The 26280-nt window shown below is 33.6% G+C and carries 25 protein-coding genes; 8 read left to right on the top strand and 17 right to left on the bottom strand.

Annotated elements, in window-relative coordinates:
* Positions 1-191: 191 nt before the first annotated feature.
* The 12 genes from PHR76_RS04140 to PHR76_RS04085 form a co-directional block, all read right to left on the bottom strand.
* Positions 192-2219 carry a hypothetical protein gene (locus PHR76_RS04140; RefSeq protein WP_300058858.1) on the bottom strand — a complete coding sequence of 676 codons (2028 nt, stop codon included), beginning with the start codon at positions 2217-2219 and terminating at the stop codon, positions 192-194.
* A 254-nt stretch (positions 2220-2473) separates the two neighbouring features.
* A complete protein-coding gene (fabG, locus tag PHR76_RS04135) occupies positions 2474-3220 on the bottom strand; it encodes a 3-oxoacyl-[acyl-carrier-protein] reductase (protein WP_300058856.1) in 747 nt (248 codons plus the stop codon).
* Positions 3221-3525: 305 nt separating this feature from the next.
* Complete coding sequence (locus PHR76_RS04130; RefSeq protein WP_300058854.1) at positions 3526-5991, bottom strand: T9SS type A sorting domain-containing protein; 2466 nt, start codon at positions 5989-5991, stop codon at positions 3526-3528.
* Between the two features lie 95 nt (positions 5992-6086).
* Complete coding sequence (locus PHR76_RS04125) at positions 6087-6515, bottom strand: hypothetical protein (RefSeq protein WP_300058852.1); 429 nt, start codon at positions 6513-6515, stop codon at positions 6087-6089.
* A 93-nt stretch (positions 6516-6608) separates the two neighbouring features.
* Positions 6609-7481: a succinate--CoA ligase subunit alpha gene (gene sucD / locus PHR76_RS04120; protein ID WP_300058850.1), complete on the bottom strand. Its 873-nt coding sequence runs from the start codon at positions 7479-7481 to the stop codon at positions 6609-6611.
* 103 nt (positions 7482-7584) lie between these two features.
* On the bottom strand, positions 7585-7947 hold the full coding sequence (locus PHR76_RS04115) for a nuclear transport factor 2 family protein (protein ID WP_300058848.1): 363 nt from the start codon (positions 7945-7947) through the stop codon (positions 7585-7587).
* Between the two features lies 1 nt (position 7948).
* Complete coding sequence (locus tag PHR76_RS04110) at positions 7949-8878, bottom strand: UDP-3-O-(3-hydroxymyristoyl)glucosamine N-acyltransferase (RefSeq protein WP_300058846.1); 930 nt, start codon at positions 8876-8878, stop codon at positions 7949-7951.
* Positions 8879-8918: 40 nt separating this feature from the next.
* Positions 8919-9485, bottom strand: coding sequence for an elongation factor P (efp, locus tag PHR76_RS04105; RefSeq protein WP_300058844.1), 567 nt, complete (start codon positions 9483-9485; stop codon positions 8919-8921).
* 26 nt (positions 9486-9511) lie between these two features.
* On the bottom strand, positions 9512-10294 hold the full coding sequence (lpxA, locus tag PHR76_RS04100) for an acyl-ACP--UDP-N-acetylglucosamine O-acyltransferase (RefSeq protein ID WP_300058842.1): 783 nt from the start codon (positions 10292-10294) through the stop codon (positions 9512-9514).
* 74 nt (positions 10295-10368) lie between these two features.
* Positions 10369-11766 (bottom strand): bifunctional UDP-3-O-[3-hydroxymyristoyl] N-acetylglucosamine deacetylase/3-hydroxyacyl-ACP dehydratase, encoded by a 1398-nt coding sequence (locus tag PHR76_RS04095; protein WP_300058840.1) that lies wholly within the window; start codon positions 11764-11766, stop codon positions 10369-10371.
* A gap of 2 nt (positions 11767-11768) precedes the next feature.
* Positions 11769-12791, bottom strand: coding sequence for a UDP-3-O-(3-hydroxymyristoyl)glucosamine N-acyltransferase (lpxD, locus tag PHR76_RS04090; protein ID WP_300058838.1), 1023 nt, complete (start codon positions 12789-12791; stop codon positions 11769-11771).
* 34 nt (positions 12792-12825) lie between these two features.
* Positions 12826-14061, bottom strand: coding sequence for an HD domain-containing protein (locus PHR76_RS04085; RefSeq protein WP_300058836.1), 1236 nt, complete (start codon positions 14059-14061; stop codon positions 12826-12828).
* A 130-nt stretch (positions 14062-14191) separates the two neighbouring features.
* Here PHR76_RS04085 and PHR76_RS04080 point away from each other — a divergent pair, with 130 nt between their 5' ends.
* The 5 genes from PHR76_RS04080 (at position 14192) to pepT (ending at position 19162) form a co-directional block, all read left to right on the top strand.
* Positions 14192-15745 (top strand): bifunctional response regulator/alkaline phosphatase family protein, encoded by a 1554-nt coding sequence (locus PHR76_RS04080; protein WP_300058833.1) that lies wholly within the window; start codon positions 14192-14194, stop codon positions 15743-15745.
* A 33-nt stretch (positions 15746-15778) separates the two neighbouring features.
* A complete protein-coding gene (gene tsaE, locus PHR76_RS04075; RefSeq protein WP_300058831.1) occupies positions 15779-16183 on the top strand; it encodes a tRNA (adenosine(37)-N6)-threonylcarbamoyltransferase complex ATPase subunit type 1 TsaE in 405 nt (134 codons plus the stop codon).
* A gap of 109 nt (positions 16184-16292) precedes the next feature.
* Positions 16293-17486 (top strand): alanine dehydrogenase, encoded by a 1194-nt coding sequence (locus PHR76_RS04070; protein ID WP_300058829.1) that lies wholly within the window; start codon positions 16293-16295, stop codon positions 17484-17486.
* Positions 17487-17525: 39 nt separating this feature from the next.
* Positions 17526-17909, top strand: coding sequence for a DUF4258 domain-containing protein (locus tag PHR76_RS04065; protein WP_300058827.1), 384 nt, complete (start codon positions 17526-17528; stop codon positions 17907-17909).
* Positions 17910-17920: 11 nt separating this feature from the next.
* Complete coding sequence (gene pepT / locus PHR76_RS04060; protein ID WP_300058825.1) at positions 17921-19162, top strand: peptidase T; 1242 nt, start codon at positions 17921-17923, stop codon at positions 19160-19162.
* A gap of 151 nt (positions 19163-19313) precedes the next feature.
* On the opposite strand, the gene PHR76_RS04055 is transcribed toward pepT, so the two are convergent.
* The 5 genes from PHR76_RS04055 to PHR76_RS04030 form a co-directional block, all read right to left on the bottom strand.
* Entirely contained in the window at positions 19314-19499 is a 186-nt protein-coding gene (locus tag PHR76_RS04055; protein ID WP_300058823.1) for a hypothetical protein, read from the bottom strand.
* Positions 19492-19752, bottom strand: a complete 261-nt coding sequence (locus PHR76_RS04050; protein ID WP_300058821.1) for a hypothetical protein — start codon at positions 19750-19752, stop codon at positions 19492-19494. The genes PHR76_RS04055 and PHR76_RS04050 overlap by 8 nt, the downstream gene beginning before the upstream one ends.
* An 18-nt stretch (positions 19753-19770) precedes the next feature.
* Positions 19771-20178 (bottom strand): DUF5675 family protein, encoded by a 408-nt coding sequence (locus tag PHR76_RS04045; RefSeq protein ID WP_300058819.1) that lies wholly within the window; start codon positions 20176-20178, stop codon positions 19771-19773.
* A gap of 35 nt (positions 20179-20213) precedes the next feature.
* A complete protein-coding gene (locus PHR76_RS04040) occupies positions 20214-20969 on the bottom strand; it encodes a hypothetical protein (RefSeq protein ID WP_300058817.1) in 756 nt (251 codons plus the stop codon).
* A 795-nt stretch (positions 20970-21764) separates the two neighbouring features.
* Entirely contained in the window at positions 21765-22259 is a 495-nt protein-coding gene (locus tag PHR76_RS04030; RefSeq protein WP_300058813.1) for a thermonuclease family protein, read from the bottom strand.
* A gap of 90 nt (positions 22260-22349) precedes the next feature.
* Between PHR76_RS04030 and PHR76_RS04025 the strand changes: the two genes are divergently transcribed.
* From PHR76_RS04025 to PHR76_RS04015, 3 genes are all read left to right on the top strand, one after another.
* On the top strand, positions 22350-23153 hold the full coding sequence (locus PHR76_RS04025; protein WP_300058811.1) for a hypothetical protein: 804 nt from the start codon (positions 22350-22352) through the stop codon (positions 23151-23153).
* A 1299-nt stretch (positions 23154-24452) separates the two neighbouring features.
* Positions 24453-25673, top strand: coding sequence for a hypothetical protein (locus PHR76_RS04020; protein ID WP_300058808.1), 1221 nt, complete (start codon positions 24453-24455; stop codon positions 25671-25673).
* A 4-nt stretch (positions 25674-25677) separates the two neighbouring features.
* On the top strand, positions 25678-26268 hold the full coding sequence (locus PHR76_RS04015; protein ID WP_300058806.1) for a P63C domain-containing protein: 591 nt from the start codon (positions 25678-25680) through the stop codon (positions 26266-26268).
* Positions 26269-26280: the final 12 nt, after the last annotated feature.

The following is a 26280-nucleotide window of genomic DNA, read 5'->3' as shown; positions in this document are numbered from 1 at the left end:
CAAAAGAAATAATATCCGCTACTAACTACCACTTTTGAAATAATGATTATGCCGCAAATCAATGCATTTTCTTTGCGGTTTGAAGCAATACCAACGATGAGATACTTTTTTATTTGAATTTATTTAGTGTAAAAATAACTCAAAATACCAAAATATGAAATACCAAAATGATGTATTAAGCAAATATTAAGTTACAACAAGCCGTTGTATTTTCGAATAAACCATTCCGCTGCTAAAGTGAAACAGATGAAAATTAACAACCAAAACCAATCTATCAAAGGTGTTTTCTTGATAATTTCTTTTTGGATGGGTTTATAATCTTCATTTTGAAGTAATGATTCCACGAGCGATTCCACTTGATTAGCTAAATAGGTTTTCCCTTTAGTATGTTGGGCCAATTGATTTAGTTTGGCATAATCTGGATTGACAAATTGTTTTTCAATTTCAAAATCTAAGACTTCAAACGAGCTAGAATAAGAAGTATTTGAATTATTTTCGTTTACTGTAAACGAATAATTATCCGCGAGCAAACCGTCTAAATTAACCTTAAACGCATTGGCGGTTTTTAACAAATCATACGTTTTGGTTTGATTTGTACTTTTGTTTTTTATGGTAATAGACAAGCGAGCATTGTCATCAAACTCATAATTCTTATTAAAGAATTGAGCTTTAATTTCGATTGCATCACCCGAATTATAAAAATTTTCATGTGTTACCACTAATGATTTTCTAGCGTCATTGGTTGCTAAAAACTGTATGGTTTTATCTATAAATTGATCGTATTTATCAAAATTTTGATTGTCTACATGACTTTGAAGTCGCCATTTCCAGCTATTTTCACCAAATAGAAAACAAAAACGATTGCCTTGGTACTCTACAAAACTCAGTAGCGGAGCATTCAACTCAACCGAAGAAATTCGTGCTGTGAGCAAGTTTTCTACTTTTGTTTTGGTGGTAATTGTACCAAAAGCATTTTCTAGCGGCGGAAAATTAGTAAAACCAATATCTTCTATAGAAAACAAATTAAACTGATTGGAAAAACTAGCCAAATAATCTTCCTTTTGGTTACTCATTTTAAAATCAAAAAGAGCTTGTTGCTGATTTAAAAATGAAAAATCAGTAGATTTTCCGGTGATAATCCAAGTGTTTAATTTGGCCAATTGATTTTTCTCGAAAACTGCTTTAAATGCAGTGGTTGGTTGATAGAAAATTAAAATGTTATAGGGTTGCAACGAATTAATTTGGTTCGGTTTTAGAATTGTAACATGACGTTGTTTATTCGTTTCAATAGCTCTTTTTAAAGCTCCTAAATCGGGATGATTAATTTCTGAAACCAATGCAATTTCTGATTTTTGATCTAGAATTTCGACTGCAAAATTCTTTGTGTTATTATAGGTATTTTTTTCTGTTTCCACAGAAGAAAGCGTTGCTTTATAAACTACTACGCCCACTTTTTCTGCGGGCAATAATACCGAAAGGAGTTGCGAATTTTGATTGGTAGAAAAAGAAACTTTTTGTTTATAAACGACCGATTTTCCATTAGAAATTGTAAAATCAGTTGTCAAGGGTTTGTTACCAGCATACGATAGAAAAACTTCTACCGGAAACTGATTGCGAACAAACGCATATTTATTAACATTGAGTTGACTGATTTTTAAATCGAGTACCGTGGTGGTATCGCCTACAACAATTGGGTAAACTGCTTTATATTCGTCAAAAGCATAAACAAAATCGCTTCCTTGCGTTTGATTTCCATCTGAAATTAAAACGGTGGGATGATTACTGCTTTTAAAGCGACTTTTCAAGTTTTTTCCAACGAGGTCTAATCGGCTTTGCGTTCCTTTAAAGTCAAAGGTATCCACCATTTCGAGTTCTGAGGAAAATCGAAAGGTTTGCAAATCAAATTTTTCTTTTAATTTTGAGTTGCTGATAAGTTGCTGATAGCTTTTTTCGGTCATTTCATTTGCTTGAAGAACCGTTATAGATGTCGAATTATCGACCACGATTGGCAAAGGAATTTTTTGTATTTCGATTGTTTTTCGAGAAAGAATTGGATTTATTAAAAGCAACAATAATCCGAAAATGGAACAAAACCGCAACAAAGCTAAAACCCAATTTACTTTTGACTTGTTTTTAGCTTTATAAAAATAGTGATAATATGACACTACTCCGGCTAGTAGAACTGAAAGTAAAAGTAAAAGCACGGTGTTTGTGGTCATTTAGTAGTAATTGTATTATTTTAAAACTGATTTATGTATTTGCACTTGTTAGCCCTGATAGCAGAGGAAAGCTTTTTGAAGAAAAATTTTTAGTTTTGTTGCCAACTAAAAGCGACCAACGGAAGCTCTTGAGGTGGCTTTCAAAACTTAATTTTTCTTTAAAAACTTGGAACGAATAGCAGGATTAGCTTCTAAAAAATAGTGAGTGGCTCAAGTTTATTATTTTATGTCGTTTATTGGAGCAAAATAGCAACTTAGGTAAGCATTCCGCCATCAACATTAATCACTTGTCCGGTTACGTAGGCACTCATATCGGAAGCTAAAAACACACAAACATTAGCAATATCTTCGGGTGTTCCACCGCGTTTTAACGGAATAGATTCTCTCCAACCTTTCACGGTATCTTCGTTTAATTTGGCTGTCATTTCAGTTTCGATAAAACCGGGAGCGATGGCATTGCAGCGAATGTTTCGCGAGCCCAATTCTAACGCTACTGATTTGGTAAACCCAATCATTCCTGCTTTAGAAGCGGCATAATTGGCTTGACCCGCATTACCTTTTACGCCAACGACGCTACTCATATTAATAATGGAACCTTTACGGTTTTTAAGCATTGTTTTTTGGACTGCTTTAGTCATATTGAAAACCGATTTCAAGTTGATTTCAATTACTTTGTCAAAATCTTCTTCGGACATTCGCATTAAAAGGTTGTCTTTTGTGATTCCGGCATTATTAATAAGAATATCAATTGTTCCGAATTCTGCTAAAACATCTTCAATCAATTTTTGAGCTTCATTAAAATCGGCTGCATTGGATTTGTATCCTTTTGCTTTTGTTCCTGAAGCAATTAATTCATTTTCTAAAGCTAAGGCTGATTCGGTAGAAGAACTGTATGTAAAAGCTACATTTGCTCCTTGTTGAGCAAAAACTTTTGCAATTCCGCTTCCAATTCCGCGACTTGCTCCCGTAATAATGGCCACTTTTCCTTCTAATAATTTCATATAACTTGGATTTAAAATATAAAGTTCAAATATACTATTATTTTAATGTTTAAAAAAGAATGCTTTTTAAAAGATAATAGTAAAAAAAGTCAAAATCCTTGCAATGAATTAAAAAGCCACATTCCATTTTGGTAATTTCCCGTTTTCACGAGAATAATAATTTTAAATTATTTGATTATTTAATTTTGTAAGTTCAGTTTTTAGTTTTTTAATTCTTTTAAGTTTTAATGAAGAACACTCTTGTTTAAATTTGTAAAAAAAAAGGTTTCCTTATCAGGAAACCTTTCTATGATGTTATCTATTTCTTACTCCTTTAAAAATTGCTTTGAAGCCGTTCCTTTGTCGGTTATTACCTTAATAAAGTAAGCTCCCGTTCTTAATTGGCTAACATCAAGACTAGAAAGTGTTTCTGCATTAGTAAACGCCAACACAACTTGACCCAAGGTGTTATAAATCGCAACAGACTTCACTCCTATTTCGTTTTTAGTAGTAATATTCAACGTTTGCTTGGCAGGATTTGGATAAATGGTAAAATAAGTGTTGAATTCAAAATCTTGTGTGCTCAATGCCGTTACGGTTGTGGCCGTAGTGTTAGTAATTATTGGGAAATTGTAGTCAAAATAAATGCTGGCGTTATTGGTAAACGTATTGCCTAAAACTAAAGTTGATTTTGTTTTTATTTTGAAAACCAAGTAGCCATCATTGTTAGCATCGTCAAAAGGAAGATTAATTCCTTCAAAGATAAACTCTACTTTATTGCTCGAAATTCTAGTACTATAATCATGACTTGAATGCAACGGAATGAGTGATGAAACATCAAATTTAGTGGCATCAATCATATCTTTTACGACAATATTTTGAGCTGGGAAAGTTCCGGTGTTTTCAAAACGAATCATATAATGAACGTATTGACCCACCATGCTTGGGGTGATAGTATTTCCTTCTAAACAGGTTTTGTCGTTGGGGTCGTATGAATTGACAACGGTTTGATGAAGAACAGCAGTATTATCAACTAAATTTTCATCGGTATTAGCAGAGGAAATCGTGGCAGTATACGTCAAAATATCACCGGCATTGACGGATGGCATTTCCATGGGCGAGTTTACATTCAATGTGAAATAAATCACACGGGTTTGCAAAGGCAATAAGTTAGAGAAATTCCAAGTCAGCACGTTTTGCGATTGCGAAGAAACACTTGGGTTTGAAGTAACAAAGTCTAAACTCGCGTCGGCAAAGTTTACGGTAATCATACCATTTTCTATTTGGTTTCCAATGTTTCTATAAATCACCATATACTTGGCATCAAAACCCGGAATAGCCACCAAAATGGGACTTATCACAACTTCCAAATTAGAATGAACCCCGTTTGGCGTAATGCAAAAGTCATTGATGGCTGGTGACTCTTCGTTATTAAAATTTACAGTTATATTGGTTGGGTTGGCATTATAATAGGTAGGATTTTCGAAAACTGGGGTAACAGTATAATTACCTAAAGTGACAGGAATAGTATAATTGCCAGATAAATTTCCGATTAAATAGCCGGTAGTCGTACCGTTTGAGATGGCATATTTCAAATTAGGAAAACCCGTATCGGTGGAAGTGCAACCATTAGCATCTAAATCCCAAGTTGCTTGACCTTCCATGGTATAATAAGCACCGCCTGGCACAAAAGAACAATAAGAATTGACATGACAATTCAGATTATACGAATTAATTTGACCTTGTACATTGGTTAAATCCGATTCGTCGGCACAAATATATCGCAAATTAGGGTTGTTATTGATAAAGATATATTGTTCCTGCTTTCCATTCTTTAAAAAAAGGTTTTGTAATGGCGTATTATAGGTAGCGACAATATAATTTAGCTTAGAAAGGTTGCTCCCATCAAAAGTAGTTAGCGAATTTCTAGAAAAATCAAGCGATTCAAGATTAGTTAAACTAGCTAAATCAAGAGACATCAACAAATTATCATAACAATACAAACCTTTAAGAGCTGGCAAATTAGATAAAGTCAATGAAGTCATTCCATTTTCCTCGCAACGCAAAGTTTCAAGATTTGGAAGATTATCAATAGTCAAATTAGTAAGATTATTTCCATCACAATAAACCAACAGCAAACTGTTTAAGGCTGATAAATCTAGTGTTGGCAATTCATTTCCTTCGCATTTAAAATTTACTAACGAAGTGCAATTAGCCAAATTGATACTAGTTAACGAATTAGATTGGGTGTACAATAATTCTAGGCTTATTAATCCGCTCACATCCAAGGAAGTCATAGGAGCATTGTTCCAACATTCAAGCCATTTTAAATTTGTACAACCACTTACATTTAAAGAACTAGCCTGATTACTAATGTATCGAAGCTTTTCAATGCTTTGCATCCCACTAATGTTTAGATTAGCAATCATATTAAAATTGCAATTTATATCTTTCAAAGTTGTAAGGGCAGAAACATTTAAAGTAGTAAGTGAATTTCCTTCGCAAAACAAAGTTTCAAGGTTAGTAAAACTAGTAATTCCTTCTAAAGAAGCAATATTAGAATAAGAGACGGATAAATAAACCACTTCGTCTGCTTCAGTCTGTTGGATTTCGCCATCGCTATTATCATCAATTTTTATGAAAACACCGGCCGCATTTTTTGCAATTTGGTTAGAACCTACATTAGATAATAGCAGTTTATTTTTAAAATTCACATCTGGAATAGTGAGAATTTGAGCACTTAAGAGACTAGTAAAGAATAAGCCAATAATCAATAAGTAGTTAGTTTTCATAACAAATATTTAGATTGCAAATATATTAATATCAACCCTTTAAAACCAAAAAAAGCCTTACTAAAAGTAAGGCTTGCACTCTATATACTAAAATATTAAAAAGCCACATTCCATTTTGGTAATTTCCCGTTTTCTTTTAAGTACAATTGCAAAATTTGTGCTTCGACAAATGTTGGAATCACTTTTGTTTTATCAGTATAGGTTTCATACCAAAAAACCTCTACCGCTTCTATTTTTTCTAGCTTTAATTGTGTTTTCCATGAATATTTGCGAGCTGTTTTTGCAAATTGATGACCGTTTACAATTTTATCAAAAAGACCGCCGTTTTTGGCTTTTAACGTACCGTCGTTTTGAACTGTTCCGGTAGAACCAACCATAATTAAAACCTTTTCTTCTTCTTCAATGGCATAGACCAAAAAGACACCACTGGCATTCATTGGAGCATTACAAACTACTTCTAATTCATCTGAAGGGGAAAACTGAAAACTTCCACTATTTTTAAATTTATTTACTTCTTTATACATTGTTTACTTGTTGTTGTTATTACTGTCAATACTTTATTCAAAAAAAATAAGCCCTGAATTTTCAAGGCTTATCATCATTTTTATTTGAAGGTTTTATCCTAATACTTCTTTTACTTTTTTACCAATTTCTGCTGGCGAATCGACTACATGAATTCCACATTCTCTCATAATGCGTTTCTTTGCTTCTGCTGTATCATCTGCTCCACCAACAATTGCACCAGCATGACCCATTGTTCTACCTACTGGAGCTGTTACCCCTGCAATAAAACCAACAACTGGTTTACGATTTCCGTCTGCTTTAATCCATTGTGCGGCATCGGCTTCTAATTGACCTCCAATTTCACCAATCATCACAATACATTTTGTTTCTGGATCGTTCATCAATAATTCTACCGCTTCTTTGGTTGTTGTTCCAATAATTGGGTCGCCACCAATTCCGATGGCAGTAGTGATTCCTAATCCTTGTTTTACCACTTGATCAGCTGCTTCATAAGTTAACGTTCCTGATTTAGAAACGATACCCACATTTCCTTTTTGGAAAACAAAACCTGGCATAATACCAACTTTTGCTTCTCCTGGCGTTATAACACCTGGGCAGTTTGGTCCAATTAAGCGACAATCTTTGTCTTTAATATAAGCATACGCTTTAATCATATCGGCTACTGGAATTCCTTCAGTAATCGTAATAATCACTTTAATTCCAGCTTCTGCTGCTTCCATAATTGCATCGGCTGCAAAGGCTGGCGGTACAAAAATAATAGTGGTATCTGCTCCAACTTGTTCAACAGCATCTTGAACTGTATTAAAAACCGGACGATCTAAATGGGTTGTTCCACCTTTTCCTGGTGTTACACCACCAACCACATTGGTCCCGTATTCAATCATTTGAGAAGCGTGGAAAGTTCCTTCACTTCCTGTAAAACCTTGAACAATTATTTTTGAATCCTTATTGACTAAAACGCTCATAATTATGTTTGTTTGATTATAAATTTCTTTTGCAAAAGTAATATTTTACGCAAAGATAGCAATTACTTTTTTATCGTTTTTAATATTATTTTATCGTTTTGGTTTATGGCAACTGACTCATTTGATAGCCGTGGAATAATTTACCGTCGCGAACTTCCCAAATAGCAAAGAAATAGGCCAACCGATTGATGTGATGTGGGTTTTCTATCGTAGTGCCAAAATGGGTATAATGAACTGATACTAAATTATCTTCTGCTACAATATGGTGAATTTGCACCACAAACGTTTCATAGCCAACTTTTAAATCGTTCGCCATTTGAAGTAAGCCCGCACGATCTTTTTTGACAAAACCTTTACTACTGTTCCATTCTAAAATTACCTCTTCATGCAAAAAACTTTCTAACGTTGTACTATTGTACAAGGCATCAGAATTATAAAAATCAAGAACTATTTCTTTTGGACTCATTTTATTTTAATTTTTCCAACATTTCAGGAATTCGTTTGATATTGGCTAGTTGTTTTAGTTTTTCTCTAGATTCTTCAATTGGAGTACCGAAATAACTTTTTCCTCCTTCAATCGATTTTGTCACGCCAGTTTGTCCCATTATGACAGCTTTTGAACCTATAGTTATGCCACTGGTGGTACCTACTTGGCCCCAGATAGTTACTTCATCTTTAATAATTACGCAACCCGCAATACCGGTTTGAGCCGCAATTAAACATTTTTTTCCGATAACGGTGTCGTGACCAACATGTACTTGGTTATCTAATTTTGTTCCTTCACCAATAGTTGTATCACCCGTTACGCCTCTATCGATAGTACATAAAGCACCAATTCCGACCTTATCTTCTATAATTACGCGACCGCCGGATTGCAATTGGTCAAAACCTTCAGGCCTCTTTTTATAATAAAAAGCATCTGCCCCTAAAATTGTTCCCGCTTGAATAACCACGTCATCGCCAATGATACAATGGTCATAAATAACTACATTGGCATGAATTAAACAATTTTTTCCAATTTTCACTTCGTTTCCGATAAAACAATTGGGCTGGATTTTAGTTCCTTCTCCAATTTGTGCCGAACTTGAAATAGTTTCCTTAGAAGGCACAAACGGTCTAAAATAAGTAGTTAATTTATTAAAATCTCGAAAAGGATCATCAGAAATCAACAACGCTTTGCCTTCTGGACAAGTTACATTCTTGTTTATTAAAACAACAGTTGCAGCAGATTGCAACGCTTTGTCATAATATTTGGGATGATCTACAAATACAATATCTCCGGTTTCTACAACATGAATTTCATTCATGCCATGAACAGGAAAGTTTTCGTCTCCAACAAATTCACTGCCAATAATTTGAGCTATAGCTTTAAGCGAATACGTTTTTGAAAACTTCATAAATTCTTTGTTTTAATATTGATTTTGAATTGGCATTCACCTATTCTTTTACTCTTTCCATATAATTTCCAGAAGCTGTATCTATTTTGATTTTATCTCCTTCATTAATGAATAAAGGAACATTGACAGAAGCTCCAGTTTCTACTTGTGCAGGTTTAGTTGCGTTTGTAGCCGTATTTCCTTTCATTCCTGGTTCGGTATAGGTGACTTCTAAAACAATAGAAGCGGGCATATCTACAGACAAAGGTAAATCTGTTTCTGTATTAATTTGAACCATCACCATTGTTCCTTCTTTTAATAAATCTGGAGCATCCAAAATATCTTTGTTTAAGGTAATTTGTTCAAATGATTCGGTATTCATAAAATGAAAATCTGTTCCTTCTGCATATAAAAATTGAAAGGTATGTGTTTCTACTCGAACCACATCAATTTTGTGTCCAGCAGAAAACGTATTGTCTAACACTTTTCCGTTGGTTAAACTTTTTAATTTAGTTCGAACAAAAGCAGGCCCTTTACCTGGTTTTACGTGAAGAAACTCAATAATTTTGTAAATATCGTGATTGTGTTTGATACATAATCCATTTCTAATATCTGATGTACTTGCCATTATTTTATTTTTATTATTTTAATTTTTTAAACTCCTGTATACCCTTTCATGATTCCTCTGGAAGAATTTCTTATGAAATCTAAAATTTCATCTCGTTCTGGCGTGGCTTCCATTTCTCCTTCAATCTTAGCTAATGCTTGGGTTGTATTGTAATTTTTTTGATATAAAATTCTATATATCTCTTGAATCTCTCTTATTTTATCGGTAGAAAATCCTCTTCTTCTTAAGCCTACCGAATTAATTCCGACATAAGACAAAGGTTCTTTTGCCGCTTTTGTAAAGGGAGGAACATCTTTACGCAATAGCGAACCACCAGAAATCATGGCGTGGTCTCCAATGCTAATAAATTGATGTACCGCAGACAGTCCGCCAATAATCGCAAAATCACCAACAGTAACATGGCCTCCTAAAAGAACGCCATTTACAATAATTACATTGTCACCAATATGACAATCGTGTGCGACGTGTGCCGTGGCCATGATTAGACAATTATTGCCAATAACGGTTTGACCAGAGGCAACGGTTCCTCTATTAATAGTTACACATTCTCTTATGGTAGTATTGTCACCGATAATCGCTAGCGAATCTTCACCGCCAAATTTCAAATCTTGTGGTACTGCTGAAATCACCGCACCTGGAAAAATATTACAATTTTTTCCAATTCGGGCACCTTCCATGATGGTAACATTAGAGCCAATCCAAGTACCTTCGCCAATAATTACGTTATTGTGAATGGTTGTAAACGGATCGATAACTACATTTCGAGCGATTTTTGCTCCCGGGTGAACATAGGCTAAGGGTTGATTCATATAGTTTAGGTTTTAGGTTGTGGATTGTAGGCATTTCAATTACCTGCGACCAACCACCTATTCTTTTATACTTTTTATTGTTTTTTTGCAATTTGTGCCATTAATTCTGCCTCCGCAACTAATTTACCATTGGCATAGGCATTGGCTTGCATGTGACAAATTCCGCGTCGAATTGGCGAAATTAAATCACATTTAAATAGTAAGGTATCACCTGGCAATACTTTTTGTTTGAATTTAACATTATCAATTTTCATAAAATAAGTCAAGTAATTCTCTGGGTCGGGAACGGTGCTCAACACCAAAATCCCACCCGTTTGAGCCATGGCTTCAATGATTAAAACACCTGGCATTACTGGAGCATCAGGAAAATGTCCGATAAAAAAGGGTTCATTCATTGTTACATTTTTTAATCCCACTACATGTTTATCAGATAACTCAAAAATTTTATCCACTAATAAAAAAGGTGGACGATGTGGTAACATAGCCATAATCTTATGAATATCCATCAATGGTTCTTGATGTAAATCATAGGTTGGGACTTGATTCCGTTGCTCTATCTTGATTATTTTTGAAAGTTTTTTAGCAAATTGTGTATTCACAAAATGCCCTGGTTTGTTAGCAATAACTTTTCCTTGAATTCTAGTGCCGACTAAAGCTAAATCGCCCACCACATCAAGTAATTTGTGTCGTGCTGCTTCATTTGGATAATGCAAGGTTAAATTGTCTAAAATCCCATTTGGTTTGACAGAAATCTTGTCTTTTCCAAAAGCAACGCGTAAATTATTCATTGTTTCTGGAGAAATATCTTTGTCCACATAAACAATTGCATTATTTAAATCGCCTCCTTTAATTAAACCATTGTTTAATAAAGATTCTAATTCATGTAAAAAACTGAATGTTCTTGCATCGGCAATTTCTGTTTTAAATTCGGACATCGATTTTAAAGTAGCATTTTGCGTACCTAGTACTTTCGTACCAAAATCAACCATTGCAGTTACTTGATAAGAATCACATGGCATGATAAGAATTTCACTTCCCGACGCCTCATCGGTATAGGAAATAACTTCTTTTACCACATAAACCTTTCTATCGGCATCTTGTTCTACAATTCCTGCTTGCTCTAAAGCTTCGACAAAATATTTGGAGGAACCATCCATAATTGGTGGTTCTGAAGCATTTAATTCAATAATAACATTGTCTAAATCACAGCCTACACAAGCCGCTAAAACGTGTTCTGAGGTCTGAATTTTTACGGCGTTTTTTTCCAAATTCGTTCCTCTTTGCGTATTGACAACATACGTAGCATCGGCTTCAATAATAGGATGCCCTTCTAAATCTACGCGAACAAAACTAAAGCCATTGTTAATTGGTGCTGGTTTAAACGTCATGGTCACTTCAAGACCCGTATGTAAACCTACCCCTTTTAACGTGATTTCATTTTTTATGGTTTTTTGTTTTACCGACTTTTCCATGTTTATTTTATTATCGTTTTTTTAAGATCTTCTAATTCATTCACAATTTTCGGCAAATTCTTAAAGTGAATATAGGACTTACTATAATCACCATAATTATAAGCGGGAGACCCTTGAACGGTTTCGCCATCTTTTAAACTTTTTCCAATTCCAGATTGGGCTTGAATGCGAACACCATCGCCTATGGTTAAATGTCCGACAATGCCAACTTGTCCGCCAATCATACAATTTTTTCCAATTTTAGTAGAGCCTGCTATGCCCGTTTGTGCTGCAATCACAGTGTTTTCACCAATCTCAACATTATGAGCAATTTGAATTTGATTATCTAACTTCACTCCTTTTCGGATGATAGTCGAGCCTAATGTAGCTCGATCTATCGTAGAACAAGAACCAATTTCGACATTTTCTTCTATGATGACATTTCCAATTTGCGGAACTTTATCATATGTTCCATCCTCTTTTGGTGCAAATCCGAATCCATCTGAACCGATGATTGTTCCGGAATGAATTGTGCAATTATTTCCGATTTCTGTTTCAGAATAGATTCTAACTCCAGCAAAAAAGACACAATTGTCGCCAATAATCACATTATCGCCTATATAACTATTGGGATAAATTTTTACATTAGAACCAATTTTTACATTTTTTCCAACATAAGAAAAACTTCCTAAATACAAGCCTTCACCATAAGTTACGCCTTCTGAAATAACAGATGGTTGCTCAATTCCAGATTTCATCAATTTCACTTGGTTGTAGTATTCTAATAACTTTGAAAAAGACTTATAAGCATCGTCTACTTTTATCAGCGTAGCAGACACTTCAAATTCTGGTTCAAATGATTTATTAACTATTACGAGCGATGCCTTGGTAGAATAAATAAAATTAACATACTTAGGATTGGCCAAAAAAGTAAGTGAGCCCATTGACCCTTCTTCAATTTTAGATAGTTTATAGACTTCTACATTGGGATTTCCAATGACTTCGCCTTCTAATATGGTTGCTATTTGTGTTGCAGTAAACTTCATTCCGACAAAAATATAAAAAAACTACTATTTAAACTTATTTTTCTAAGAGTACTTTCGGAAAACAACAGTAGTATTTCGTTACTGGTTTAGAAAAGGCTCTTGAATTTAATTGATCTGATGAATCGACCACATCTTCTACCGTTTTATCTTTCTTTAAAATACGGATGGGTTCAATTTCTTTGTTATAACCGATGGTTTTAATTTTTCCTTTAAAAACAAAATAGCTGGCTTCAGCAAAAGTAATCGGATAAATATCCGTTAACGCTTGTTTATAGGTCTTTAACAACTCTTTATCAAACTTTTCATTGCTTAATTTTATCTTTAACAAATCCCGATTGATAATCATTTTACTAAGCGAACTTAAAATAAAATCGGGTTGACTTTGCCATGCTTTTAAGGCACAAATAATATCAAAATCATCAAGTTGAGCAAATTTTTCTAAACTTTCGTTCGTAAAATCTTCTTCTTCTATTTTATGTTGTAAAAAAAACTGTAACGACTCACTACAGGGTAAAACCATTCCTTTTTGAGTCAGTTCTTTCGCTCTTTTCAAAGTACGCGTTAAAATATGTTCTGCTGCCAAACTTGTTTTATGCAAATAAGCTTGCCAATACATTAGCCGTCTGGCCATCAAAAATTTTTCAATAGAATAAATGGCTTTTTCTTCCATCACTAAGGTATCATCCACCACGTTGAGCATCTGAATTAATCGTTCGGAATTGATATTTCCTTCGGCTACCCCAGAATAAAAACTATCGCGTTTTAGATAATCCATTCTATCCATATCCAATTGACTAGAAATGAGTTGCAACATGAATTTACGGGAATACGCTCCTTTAAAAATCTGAATAGCTAAACTCAATTGACCTTCAAATTGATCGTTTAATTGATTCATAAACAATAAAGAAATAGCTTCATGATGCACTTTTTCTACGATACTTTCTTCCATTGCGTGCGAAAAAGGTCCGTGTCCAATATCATGCAATAAAATGGCAATATAAAGTGCCATTTCTTCTTCTTTAGAAATAGAAATTTCTTTAAACCGAAGCACTTCAACCGCTTTTTGCATTAAATGCATGGCTCCTAACGCATGATGAAAACGAGTATGATGTGCACCAGGATAAACCAAATAAGCCATTCCCATTTGGGATATACGCCGTAAACGTTGAAAATAAGGATGCTGAATTAAATCAAAAACTAATTCGTTGGGAATAGTAATGAATCCATAAATTGGATCGTTAAAAATTTTAAGTTTATTCGTTTGACTCACGTAAATTAAAATTGAGAAAACAAATATACTGAATTTTAATCTTTGGCAATAGCTTTAAATTTTACAATAACTTTAATACTTCTAGCGTTCGATAAGTGTTAAATTGCACCTTAAATAAACAAACCATTTTATGGACAAAATAAAAATTCTTTGGGTAGATGATGAAATTGATTTGCTCAAACCACATATTATCTTTTTAGAAAATAAAAACTATGCCGTGACCACGTGTAATAATGGCCGAGATGCTATTGATATTTTTGATGAAAATCAATTTGATATTGTTTTTTTAGATGAAAATATGCCCGGTATGAGCGGATTAGAAACCCTTTCTGAAATGAAAGAAAAAAAGTCAGCGGTACCAATTATCATGATTACCAAAAGTGAAGAAGAACAAATCATGGAAGAGGCCATTGGCTCTAAAATTGCCGATTATTTGATTAAACCGGTCAATCCCAATCAGATTTTGTTGGCTTTAAAGAAAAACCTCGATCACTCGCGATTGATTTCAGAAAAAACAACCTTAGATTATCAAAAGGAATTTCGAAAAATCGCAATGGATTTGGCCATGGTGAATAGTTTTGAAGATTGGACCGAACTTTATAAAAAATTAATTTTTTGGGAAATTGAACTAGAAAATATTGAAGACCAAGGTTTGATTTCTATTCTAGAATCTCAAAAAGCAGAAGCTAATTCGCAATTTGGAAAATTCATCGAAAAAAATTACGAAAAATGGTTTGAAGATAAAGCAGAAAAACCCATTTTATCACACAAATTATTTCGAGAATATGTCGTTCCAGAATTAGTCAAAAAAGACAAACCTATACTATTTGTAGTGATTGATAACTTGCGATATGATCAATGGAAAGCCTTTGAAAGTGTAGTGAATAACCACTATAAACTTGAAAAAGAAATGGCGTATTATGCGATGCTGCCCACTGCAACGCAATATGCTCGAAACGCTATTTTTTCGGGTTTAACTCCGTTAGAAATGGAAAAACAATTTCCGCAATATTGGTTAAATGATGTCGAAGAAGGCGGAAAAAACTTATATGAAGGAGAATTTTTAGCTGCTCAATTAAAACGCTTGGGATTAAATATTAGAAGTGAATATTATAAAATCACCAATTTTAAAGACGGAAAAAAACTAGTTGACAATTTTAAAGGATTAAAAAACAACGACTTAACAACGATTGTTTACAATTTTGTAGATATGCTTTCACATGCTAAAACAGAAATGGAAGTGGTGAAAGAATTGGCTTCAAACGATAAAGCCTATCGCTCCTTGACCTTGAGCTGGTTTAAAAATTCGCCTCTCTTAGAGATGATTCAACTGGCACAACAAATGGGTTTCAAATTAATTTTAACAACCGACCACGGAACGATTAATGTGAAACATCCATCTAAAGTAATTGGCGATAAAAACACGAGTTTAAACCTTCGGTATAAAACAGGGAGAAGTCTGACTTATGAAGACAAAGAAGTGTACGCCGTTAAAGACCCCAAAAAAATTGGACTTCCTGCTATTAACATGAGTAGTTCGTTTATTTTTGCGAAAAGCGATTTGTTTTTGGCTTATGTAAATAATTTTAATCACTACGTCAGTTACTACCGAAATACGTATCAACATGGCGGAATTTCTTTAGAAGAGATGATTATTCCCTTTTTAGTTTTTAATCCTAAATAAATTTTTAAAATCGTTTTTAACTGATTCATTTTCATGGAATATATTTATAATTTAAATGAAATAGATAGCATTGCTCAACAAATCCTCAATCAAAATTTAGCAAAAGTCATTTTGTTTCACGGTGAAATGGGAGCGGGAAAAACCACTTTAATCAAAGCATTAGCAAAAGCTCTAGGAGTGAAAAAAGCAACTTCGAGTCCGACTTTTTCATTGGTTAATGAATACCAAGCAAAGGACGGTTTGGTATATCATTTTGACGTCTATCGCCTAAAAAATGAATCAGAAGCATTTGATTTTGGAATAGAAGACTATTTATATTCTGGCAATTGGTGCTTTATAGAATGGGCAGAAAAAATTCCAAACTTAATCCCTGAAAACCACAGCGTTATTACCTTAGAAGTACTTGAAAACGGAAATCGAAAAATACGAATCAGCTAAATCACTCTTTTTTAAAAATTTCTTTTCAATTAGAAGCTGTTCCTGAAAAAAAAATATTTTAATTGCAAAATTTATGCTAATTTAGACACTTATTAGTACAGTATTAGTTATGGCTTTATCTCCTTTTTCAAAACAGCAATTGATTCCACAAGAAGAAAAACTTGAAATTGCCCGTCACAAAAGTGAATTATTTATCGGCATTCCAAAAGAAACTTCTTTTCAAGAACGTCGAATTTGCTTGACGCCAGATGCGGTGAGTTCATTGGTTTCACACGGTCATCGTGTTTTGATTGAAGCCGGTGCTGGTGAATCTGCCAGTTACAGCGATAAAGAGTACAGTGATGCAGGGGCAGAAATTACACAAGACCCTAAAAAAGTTTTCGGTTGTCCGATGATTCTAAAAGTTGAACCGCTAACTACTGCAGAAATTGAAATGGTTAATATCAATACGGTTATTATTTCTGCCATTCAACTAAAAACTCGAAAAAAAGAGTACTTTGAAAAATTAGCCAAAAAGAAAATTACCGCTCTTGCTTTTGAATTTATAAAAGATGATGATGGCTCCTACCCCGCTGTCAAATCGTTAAGCGAAATTGCAGGAACAGCTTCCATCTTAATTGCAGCAGAATTAATGATTAATAATGAGCATGGAAAAGGACTGCTTTTTGGAAATATAACCGGTGTAGCTCCAACAGAAGTAGTGATTATTGGAGCTGGAACCGTGGGCGAATTTGCAGCAAAAACTGCTATTGGTTTAGGAGCGAGTGTCAAAGTTTTTGATAACTCCATTACCAAATTACGTCGTTTACAAAACACCTTAAATCAACCCATATTTACATCAACCATTCAGCCAAAATCACTTTTAAAAGCGTTGCGACGTTGCGATGTGGCCATTGGAGCGATTCGTGGACAAAATCGCACCCCAATCATCGTGACCGAAACAATGGTAGAACACATGAAAAAAGGGGCAGTAATAGTAGATGTGAGCATCGATACAGGTGGTTGTTTTGAGTCTTCAGAAATTACCACGCATGAAAAACCAACTTTCATTAAAAATAATGTAATTCACTATTGCGTCCCTAATATTCCATCGCGATATTCCAAAACAGCTTCGTTATCTATCAGTAATATTTTGACTCCCTATTTAATTCAAATCGCAGAAGATGGCGGAATTGAAAGTGCTATTCGGTGTAATCGTGGTTTAAAAAATGGAATCTATTTTTATCATGGAATTTTAACCAATAAATCGATTGGTGATTGGTTTGATATGCCAAATAGTGACATTAATTTGATTGTGTTTTAGGGATAAGTTCGTACTTTTGCGTTGTTAAACCATTTTCAAATGAAGTTCTATCAGCGTTTTGCTTTTTTTCTTTTCGGATTGCTTCTTGGCGTTATTTTTCTAATCTATTTTTTAGGTGCAAAAGCAAAAGCGAGAGACGTTACGTTTTGCTATTTTCCAAATTGTCGTGTGCTTAAAGACATCCGTAGTAAGCCTTTTCATTATTCTGAAAAATCATCCGAAGTTTTGGCAGAAACATGGATAGATACTATTGATATTAAAAATACTTTGCTTTATGGCGATGTTGATTTTGGTAAAAGTAATATCAAAGAAGGTGGTGCAAAATTATATATTATCGAAGGAAAAACTGAAAAACAAATCCCAATAACGCTAGAAGTTTTAAATTACCAATCAAAAGTAGTCTTGAAAAATATTATCAAATAAAACACAACATTATGCAACATATTATTGACCGATTTATTAGTTATGTGACCATTGATACCGAATCAGATCCAAATTCTGATACGACGCCAAGTTCAAAAAAACAACTGGTTTTAGCCAAAAACTTAGTGAAAGAACTCAAATCAATTGGTATGGAAGACGTTACCATTGACAAAAATGGTTACGTTATGGCGACCTTAGCAAGTAATGTGGAACATGAGGTTCCTGTGGTTGGATTTGTATCGCATTATGATACAACGCCCGATTTTACTGGTGCAAATGTGAAACCGCAAATTATTGAAAATTATGACGGAAATGATATTGTGTTGAACGCAGCAGAAAATATTATTTTATCTCCTCATTATTTTAAAGATTTACTTCAATATAAAGGACAAACACTGATAACTACAGACGGAACCACTTTATTGGGTGCCGATGACAAAGCAGGAATTACGGAGATTGTCACTGCAATGGAATATTTAATTCAACATCCTGAAATTAAACACGGAAAAATTCGAGTAGGTTTTACTCCTGATGAAGAAATTGGTCGTGGAGCTCATCATTTTGATGTTGAAAAATTTGGTGCAGATTGGGCATATACAATGGATGGCAGTCAAATTGGCGAATTAGAATATGAAAATTTCAATGCGGCTGGTGCCAAAATAACGTTTAAAGGAAAAAGCGTTCATCCTGGCTATGCTAAAGGAAAAATGATAAATTCTATGCTTTTAGCAGCTAAATTTATTTCGAAGTTACCTAAAAAAGAAGTGCCCGAACTTACCAAAGGCTATGAAGGCTTTTTTCATGTAACGGGAATAACGGGAAGTATAGAAGAAAGTACAGTTTCCTTAATTGTTCGTGATCACAACAAAAAATTATTTGCAAAAAGAAAAGATTTTTTACATGATTTAACGGCAAAATTCAATAAAAAATATCAAAAACAATTTGGTGAAGATATTGCCCTTATTGAAATGAAAGATCAATATTATAATATGAAAGAAAAGGTAAAGCCCGTTTTTCATATTGTTGAAATTGCAGAACAAGCCATGAAAAACTTAGACATCAAACCAATTATTAAACCCATTCGTGGAGGAACCGATGGTTGTCAATTGTCTTACAAAGGTTTGCCTTGTCCGAATATTTTTGCTGGTGGTCATAATTTTCACGGAAAATATGAATATGTTCCCGTAGAAAGTATGCAAAAAGCAGTAGAAGTAATTGTAGAAATTGTACGCTTAACAGCCGAAAAGAAATAACGAATTGCTATTTTAGTTCATAAAACTATTTTTTTTTAAAGTAAACTGAGACGAAAATTTTTACAAAATCACACTTTATAAAACAAAAAAACCGATGCTATACGACTAGGCTTTCTCATAATTCGGTAAAGGTTACCAATCAAAACCAAATTTATTTTTCTTTAGATTTTGTCATCCATTTCAGTAGCAAGGTTACAAAAAAACTAACAATTGCACCAATAATGGCCAGAATAATCGTTCGCAAGATATCAACAGAGGCAATATTCGGAGCCATGCTTAACAAAGTCCCGCCTGCAGTGCCAATCTTCAACGATAACGTATTGTCAAAATTAGCCATCTGGTTTATCCTCTTGGGTGGTGTTTTCTTCTTCCGCTTCTTTTTTAGCAGAATCATCAACAGTAACTTGACTTACTGCCGACATCACACCTCCGGCAACAGCTATATATCCTGCAGCGGTTACCACAGCGGAAGGCAAAGCTACTGGTGCAGCCATAACTGAACCACTAATGCCCAATAAAGCCAATCCAATGGTACGCAAAATCTTGAAAAACTTAGGGGTGGGAGCTTTCGCTCGTTTAGCTATATTCATAAGGCTAAGTATTAAAACCTACTTCTGGTAGGTCGATTGAACAATCAATAAAACAGACTCTTTTCTATCTAAAGCTTTATAAACTTGATCTTTTAGTTTCTCAAAAGCTTTTCGCGATAACAATCCTAAACCTGGACCCGATAACTTCGTTACCGGTGCAATACAACCATTTAATTCTTTTAACGCATTATTAGCAGGATGAAACAAAATCAAACTTCTGTTGTCTACTCCAAGCACATGCAAATGCCATTTGAACTTCTGACTGTACCGCTTCTCTATAAAATATTCCCCTTCAGGAATACAGGAAACTCGCCTTTCATTATTCTTCCAAGGTAATTCGATTGTATAACTAATCAATTGACCCTCACATTCGAGTTTGCCATTTGTTCCTTCAGGGAAATAAGTTCTAGTTAAAAGCAAAACCATACTTAAATTCGATGATTTTAAATTCTAACTACTGATTACAGACCGCTTACCTGCACCAAAGAAAGTGGATTAAACGCTCCATTTTTCAACGGATACATTTGCCCATTCACCTCTTGATAGAACTCTAATCCAAGAGCCAAAAACAAAGGTTTGGTACTGTTAGGTGTAACAGTATTCACCTGGTTGATGGCAACTGTTGGAGCTGCATCCCATGGTAAAATAGCAGTTTCAGAGTTTTCCACCACAAACGTTTCAGCTTCAAAATCTACTTCTGCTCCCGCAGAAATGATTTTAAAGTGAGTCGTTCCAGTTGGTGCTGCAATCATGTTTGCTGGAACAAACGGAGCCAATGAAACAGAGATTTCTCCCGTTACTCGGTCAATTGCTCCCGCAAAAGGTGCATACAAGCTTGTTCCAAGCTTTCCACGAATGTTAAACTCGAATCCAGCAAGTAATTCCGCCTCACCATCAATTACATTCCGCAAACCTCTTTCGCTAACCAAATCCGCTTGGATAACTTTCACCATTCTTTGAGTAAGTCTGCTCACCATTCTACTATCAGCAGAATTTAAAAGCAATGCTCTCAAAGAAGTTCTAAGAATCTTTCCGGCAGCACCTGCACGGCCAAATTCAGCCCCATTCTCACGCGTTCTCTGAAACGCAGGATCACTCTTGATTCTACTAGCGTCAATACCGCCTTTTTCTCTCGCTAAGTGTCCGTCTTGGGTTTTGTAAAAGGTAATATCCCCGATAGTACCTTTTAATTTAATTATGCCTTTCTGTCTAGCCATAATGTCAAAAATTTAAGTTCAAAAATCAATTTCACACTCCCTCAATCCACATTCGGTTGCCACCCTTTCGATTGATTTCAAGGCAAATATTACACTTAAACTAAAAATTCACACTACGAAGCTATACCATATGACAATCAATGGTATAAATGTCACATATCAACACAAATGACACTTAAAACACCATCAAAATTGAAGTAAATTGCACCCATAAATGGAAACATATTTTTCAGTAACTTTAAATTTTGAAAAGTAAACCCAAGTCCAACCCAAAGACTACTCAAAGCCAAGTCATAACCAAGGATAAAGTATGAGAACAGAACCCAAACGCATATGCATCTACCCAAAGGACATACAACGCATTACAGGCAAGTCCTACCGTCAAAGCATAAGATTGTTGCAAAAGATTAGAAAAGACCTCTCAAAGCTTGAAAATGAGTTTGTGAGCATAGAAGAGTTCTGCCAGTACACTAGCTTAAAATATGAACAAGTAGAGCCTTTAATTATTGGATAAATTTCAAGCAAACAGTACTAAATATTGAACTATTTAATTGGTATTTTAATTACAATTCATTAATTTTGATACTATCAATACAAGTAATAAATTGATTTAAATTTAAAGGTGCACAATTCGGTGCACTCATTTTGAATAAGTTATAAAGCCTTATAATTAAAGGCTTGAAAGAGGTGTTACAAATCCCTCTTTCTCCGCTTAATTAAAACCCTAACCACTGTTAGTCAGTAAGTTAGGGTTTTTTATTTGTAGTTTTAGTCCACATTTAGTCTACAATCATTTTAAAATTTATTCACTAAAGAATATAATCCTTTTAAGCTGTTTTTAGCTTGTAAATTCCACTCTTGATACATTGGAAGCATTTCACAGAAAACCTCGTTATATGGCTTTGCATAGCCCTCTTTTATCATAATTTCGTTTAAAACTCTACCATCATTTAAAATAAGATAGCCTAAATGTCTACCATATTTATCAACTAAATTATTTTGCTCCTGTACTAATGTGCAATATTCGCCCAAATTAACTTGATCTTTTAAAAAGTTAAATGATAAATAACCCAATTTTATTAATAGTGCAGCTGGAAGTTGTAACTCTTTTTCATCTTGTTTTATCTTTTTACAATAATTAATTTCGGGTGCATCTATACCTAAAAATCTAACTTCAAATTCTTTTTTTGAAATAATATCTTCTAAAATAATACCATCACCATCAACAAACTTTATAATTTTAAGAAGGTTTTTTTTGATTGTTATTTCGTTAGCGTTAAAATGCTTCACATTGCTTTATTTAATATGTTGTTTGTCAATGTTTTACGTGTTAAATTTAAGTAAAATTTTTGAAATAATATTAATTTAAAATTTAAAAAAATGGCAAGACAAAAAGGTCATGTAAAGTATGTTGGAACTCTTGGAGAAGTTCGACATTTTAAAATTAAAGGTAACACAGGTTACTTTGCTGGATTAAAAGGAGGACCAACAGCAGAACAAGTTAAAACTGCACCTGGTTTTGTTCGTACTCGTGAAAACATGTCTGAATTTGCAGCATGTGCAATGGCAGGAAAATCTGTTAGAATTGCTTTATCAGCTTTAATGAAACAAATGACTGATAGTCAATTTACAGGTAGATTAACTGCTATTATGAAAAAAATAAATATTGAAGATGGTTCAGAAGCCAGAGGACAAAGAGCTATTCTGATTTCGCAGCAACCTCAATATTTGAAAGGATTGGATTTTAATAAAAACATTTCTTTTAATGGTATTCTTAGTGCTCCATTTACATTGACTGCAACAGTTGATAGAAATGAAAGTACATTATCATTACCTGCTTTTAATCCTTTAAGTTTTTTAAATGTTCCATCAGGTGCAACGCATTTTAGAATTATCAACGCTTTAGCTGCTGTTTCAGATTTTGTTTATAATCCTGCTACTAGTGCTTATGAACCAGCTGAACCAATCTTAAATGAGTTATCAGATATTGCTTATTCTGCTTATACTCCTGTTAATGCTGTAACTTCTTTAATTGATATTACTGCTTCTTTGCCAGGTTCTCCAACCTTAACTTCAAATATTGCTGTATTGGGTTGTGTTGGTATCGAATTTTATCAAGAAGTTAGCGGAAATTACTACTTATTCAATGCAGGTAACGCAATGAAAGTTCAAGAAGTATTCTAAAAAGACCATCAGTTTGCAAGTTTGCAAAGTCTGCAATGTTGCAAAGTAAACCCATTCGAAAGAGTGGGTTTTTTATTTTGCACTAATTTGTCTATAATGCGGACTTATATGGGAGTTATGGTGCAAATAAGTACGGAATAACCACCAATCAAACTAAAAAAGAATAATCGTTTTTTTATCCATTCCATAATCGCAAGGAAGCCCTAAACTTTCCATTCAAAAACCAACATTCGGATAAGCTTCAATTTGAGCTGTTTTTTTTGAAATAATGCCTACCGCTATTCGTCAATCGGAGTGAAAAATTTCTAGCATTATTTTAAAAAAAATTGCATCCATAGGGGTTTGGGGAAATGGAAGATTTCCCCAACTGAACTTACCTAGTGCGTGGGCAGAAGCGAAACAAGGATATCGTTTTTTATTTGCTTAACGAGTTTTTCTGATTGCTTTTATTGTTGGCTTGATGCTTCATAGGTTCTGTTGAAAATTTGTTTTCTCTCTTTATGGAATTGTTGTTTAGTATTGGTTAGCATCAAGACAGCTTAAAAGCAATTTACTACTACTCTTCTGGCAAATAAAAAACGATACTCTTGTGGGCAAATTTGATTTTTGAGGATGCCTGATTTTTCTTTTGGAATGGATATTTTTTACCTAATAGAAATGTTGTTTAAAAACGTAATGGCATCTTCAAAAAACAATGCAAATACTTTACCGCTTTTGGGTGGGAGCGTTGGCTGAGCGGATATTTTACATAATGAAATTATAGTTCTAAAAAAAAACCATCGAAAATATTAACGCTTTTTTTTGAACTATAATGTTGCCTTCATTATGTAAAATAGCTTGGGAGTGGTTTTTAGCGTTGGGAAGCTTTTGTTTTTCGAGCGTTGGGAAAGTGCAGGGCTTTTTTTGCCTGTTTTATGCGCGATTGGGTTGGAAAGATAAAACAGGCAAAAAATGCTTTGCACAGCTGGGGAAAAAACAAGTGCTTATGGCGTTGGGAGAAAACCACTAGAGCGTTGGCAGAGCGTTGGGTTGGGTGGGTGCAAAAAGGTCAGCGATAGCGTTCCTATTTTTTTATTTATGGTTATGTCGATAATCGTAATTGCTGTTTTATGTTGTATTTTATTTTATCATATACTTTGTAATGATTTTAATTGATAAACTTTAAAAACAATAATTAGGGAGTATTGCATCAAAGACATTACTTAACAAAAAAAAGATTGTATTGATACATTTTATTTTAAAAAACCCTTGTTTTATAAGGATATATAACTTATTTTTGTATAAACATTGATACATCTTATGCAATACAATAGTCACGATAGCGACGAAATACTAAAAAGACTTTTTGAACCTAAACCAGTAAAGGTTAAGGAATCATTAAGTGAGCTTTTTTTAAACCGATTAGAAAGCCTTGAAATACCTAAAACAACAGCATTAAACATTATGGGAATGTCTGCTAGAAGTTTAGATGGTATCATTACCGGAGAACAGAAAATGATAGACTATACACAACTTGTTAAATTATCTAATTTTCTAGGTATACAATTAGATGAAGTTGTTAATTTATATTTAGAAAAAGTACAAGAGGTTCATGCGATTGGTTTAAATGATATAGTTTCTGGTGATTTAGTGAAATTTATTAATGAAAAGTTTGATTTAGCAGAATTACGAAAAGTTGGGCTTATAAAAACTTTAACTAATTACACCGAGATTAATAATTCAATTTGCAATTACTTTGGCTTAAGGTCTATTTTTGAATATAAAGAACCTAATATAAGTATAGCCTTTAGTGCAGGAAAACGTGCTAAAAGTAATTGTAGTTTAAATAATTGGATATATTTAGCTGAGCAGAAATGTATAGAGCTAAGAAACCCAAATATTTACAACAGAGAAAATTTGATTGAATATTTCCCAAGTATAAGATGGCAATCAATGGATGTTGAAAATGGTTTAATCAAAGTAATAAAGCAACTTTTTAATATTGGAATTACAGTTGTTATTGTGCCTTCTTTCCCATCAGTCCATGTTAGAGGTGCTACTTTTACAATTAATGATAAACCATGTATCGCTTTAACTGATTATGTTGGTTTCTACCCAACTTTATGGTTTGGGTTGATTCATGAACTTTATCATGTCCTTTTTGATTGGGAAGATATAAAAATTTCTGATCCACATATTTCAAAAGAATTAGGATTAGATAGTATATCACCATTAGAAAAAGCTGCTGATGACTTTGCACGTGAATATTTATTTTCTAAATCTAAGACTATTGAATCTTCATTATTTATTAATAATGATAATCTAGTCAGAAGTTACGCTTTAAATAATAATATAGATCCTAGTTTTGTGTATGTTTTTAATGCCTATGATGCACCTAAAACAGATAAATACGCATGGGGAAGAGCAAAAAAACACAATCCAGACATTAAGAAATTAAAGTCTAAGTTACAACATGACTTTGAAAATGGTACTTCATTTTCAGACCATATAAAAAAAATTAGAAATACAATTTACAGTTAATAAAATGAAGAAGACAATTATCTCAGATGATGAATTGCTTAAGCAAAAGCAATTACAAGAAACCAAAAACAACGAATCTTTAAAAAGATTTATACTAGAACAGACAGAGTCTTTAGTTAAAGATAAGTTCTCTGACAAAGAGCTTGATGCAGAAAATGAAAAAAGAAGATTATTATCTTCAATTGAGGACATTTGGAAAGTAAAGCATTTAGACAATCAAATTTTAAGAGAACCATCCGATTACAAGGTAATATTTAAACAGGAATACTATCAACAGATTTACAGATTAAATTCTTGGCCATATGAAAATCCTATTTCGCATAAAAAATGGAAAGTTGGTAGATATACAAATGAAATTATTTATTACAGATTTTCTAATGAAGTATTACCATTACTAAGAATAATAAATCCATATATATTGCCAGGTATAAGAAAAAATAAACATCATCAACATCTAACTACAGAATCAAGAATGAATTTGGAGATATTTATTAATCAAGCAATAGATTTAATGATTGAGTGCAATGATTGGAATGAATTTAGAATAAAATATTGTACAAAATATAATGTACCATATCAATTGAGATTATTTTAATTTATTTAAAAT

Source organism: Flavobacterium sp., from assembly GCF_028689845.1.
Classification (GTDB): Bacteria; Bacteroidota; Bacteroidia; order Flavobacteriales; family Flavobacteriaceae; genus Flavobacterium.
The sequence above is the reverse complement of the archived record's forward strand: the minus strand, read 5'-3'. Positions and strand labels throughout refer to the sequence as shown.

Bases quoted from the DNA above. Each gene is read 5' to 3' on its own strand.
- PHR76_RS04140 (WP_300058858.1), bottom strand. From the start codon at position 2,219: ATGACCACAAACACCGTGCTTTTACTTTTACTTTCAGTTCTACTAGCC.
- fabG (WP_300058856.1), bottom strand. From the start codon at position 3,220: ATGAAATTATTAGAAGGAAAAGTGGCCATTATTACGGGAGCAAGTCGC.
- PHR76_RS04130 (WP_300058854.1), bottom strand. From the start codon at position 5,991: ATGAAAACTAACTACTTATTGATTATTGGCTTATTCTTTACTAGTCTC.
- PHR76_RS04125 (WP_300058852.1), bottom strand. From the start codon at position 6,515: ATGTATAAAGAAGTAAATAAATTTAAAAATAGTGGAAGTTTTCAGTTT.
- sucD (WP_300058850.1), bottom strand. From the start codon at position 7,481: ATGAGCGTTTTAGTCAATAAGGATTCAAAAATAATTGTTCAAGGTTTT.
- PHR76_RS04115 (WP_300058848.1), bottom strand. From the start codon at position 7,947: ATGAGTCCAAAAGAAATAGTTCTTGATTTTTATAATTCTGATGCCTTG.
- PHR76_RS04110 (WP_300058846.1), bottom strand. From the start codon at position 8,878: ATGAAGTTTTCAAAAACGTATTCGCTTAAAGCTATAGCTCAAATTATT.
- efp (WP_300058844.1), bottom strand. From the start codon at position 9,485: ATGGCAAGTACATCAGATATTAGAAATGGATTATGTATCAAACACAAT.
- lpxA (WP_300058842.1), bottom strand. From the start codon at position 10,294: ATGAATCAACCCTTAGCCTATGTTCACCCGGGAGCAAAAATCGCTCGA.
- PHR76_RS04095 (WP_300058840.1), bottom strand. From the start codon at position 11,766: ATGGAAAAGTCGGTAAAACAAAAAACCATAAAAAATGAAATCACGTTA.
- lpxD (WP_300058838.1), bottom strand. From the start codon at position 12,791: ATGAAGTTTACTGCAACACAAATAGCAACCATATTAGAAGGCGAAGTC.
- PHR76_RS04080 (WP_300058833.1), top strand. From the start codon at position 14,192: ATGGACAAAATAAAAATTCTTTGGGTAGATGATGAAATTGATTTGCTC.
- tsaE (WP_300058831.1), top strand. From the start codon at position 15,779: ATGGAATATATTTATAATTTAAATGAAATAGATAGCATTGCTCAACAA.
- PHR76_RS04070 (WP_300058829.1), top strand. From the start codon at position 16,293: ATGGCTTTATCTCCTTTTTCAAAACAGCAATTGATTCCACAAGAAGAA.
- PHR76_RS04065 (WP_300058827.1), top strand. From the start codon at position 17,526: ATGAAGTTCTATCAGCGTTTTGCTTTTTTTCTTTTCGGATTGCTTCTT.
- pepT (WP_300058825.1), top strand. From the start codon at position 17,921: ATGCAACATATTATTGACCGATTTATTAGTTATGTGACCATTGATACC.
- PHR76_RS04055 (WP_300058823.1), bottom strand. From the start codon at position 19,499: ATGGCTAATTTTGACAATACGTTATCGTTGAAGATTGGCACTGCAGGC.
- PHR76_RS04050 (WP_300058821.1), bottom strand. From the start codon at position 19,752: ATGAATATAGCTAAACGAGCGAAAGCTCCCACCCCTAAGTTTTTCAAG.
- PHR76_RS04045 (WP_300058819.1), bottom strand. From the start codon at position 20,178: ATGGTTTTGCTTTTAACTAGAACTTATTTCCCTGAAGGAACAAATGGC.
- PHR76_RS04040 (WP_300058817.1), bottom strand. From the start codon at position 20,969: ATGGCTAGACAGAAAGGCATAATTAAATTAAAAGGTACTATCGGGGAT.
- PHR76_RS04025 (WP_300058811.1), top strand. From the start codon at position 22,350: ATGGCAAGACAAAAAGGTCATGTAAAGTATGTTGGAACTCTTGGAGAA.
- PHR76_RS04020 (WP_300058808.1), top strand. From the start codon at position 24,453: ATGCAATACAATAGTCACGATAGCGACGAAATACTAAAAAGACTTTTT.
- PHR76_RS04015 (WP_300058806.1), top strand. From the start codon at position 25,678: ATGAAGAAGACAATTATCTCAGATGATGAATTGCTTAAGCAAAAGCAA.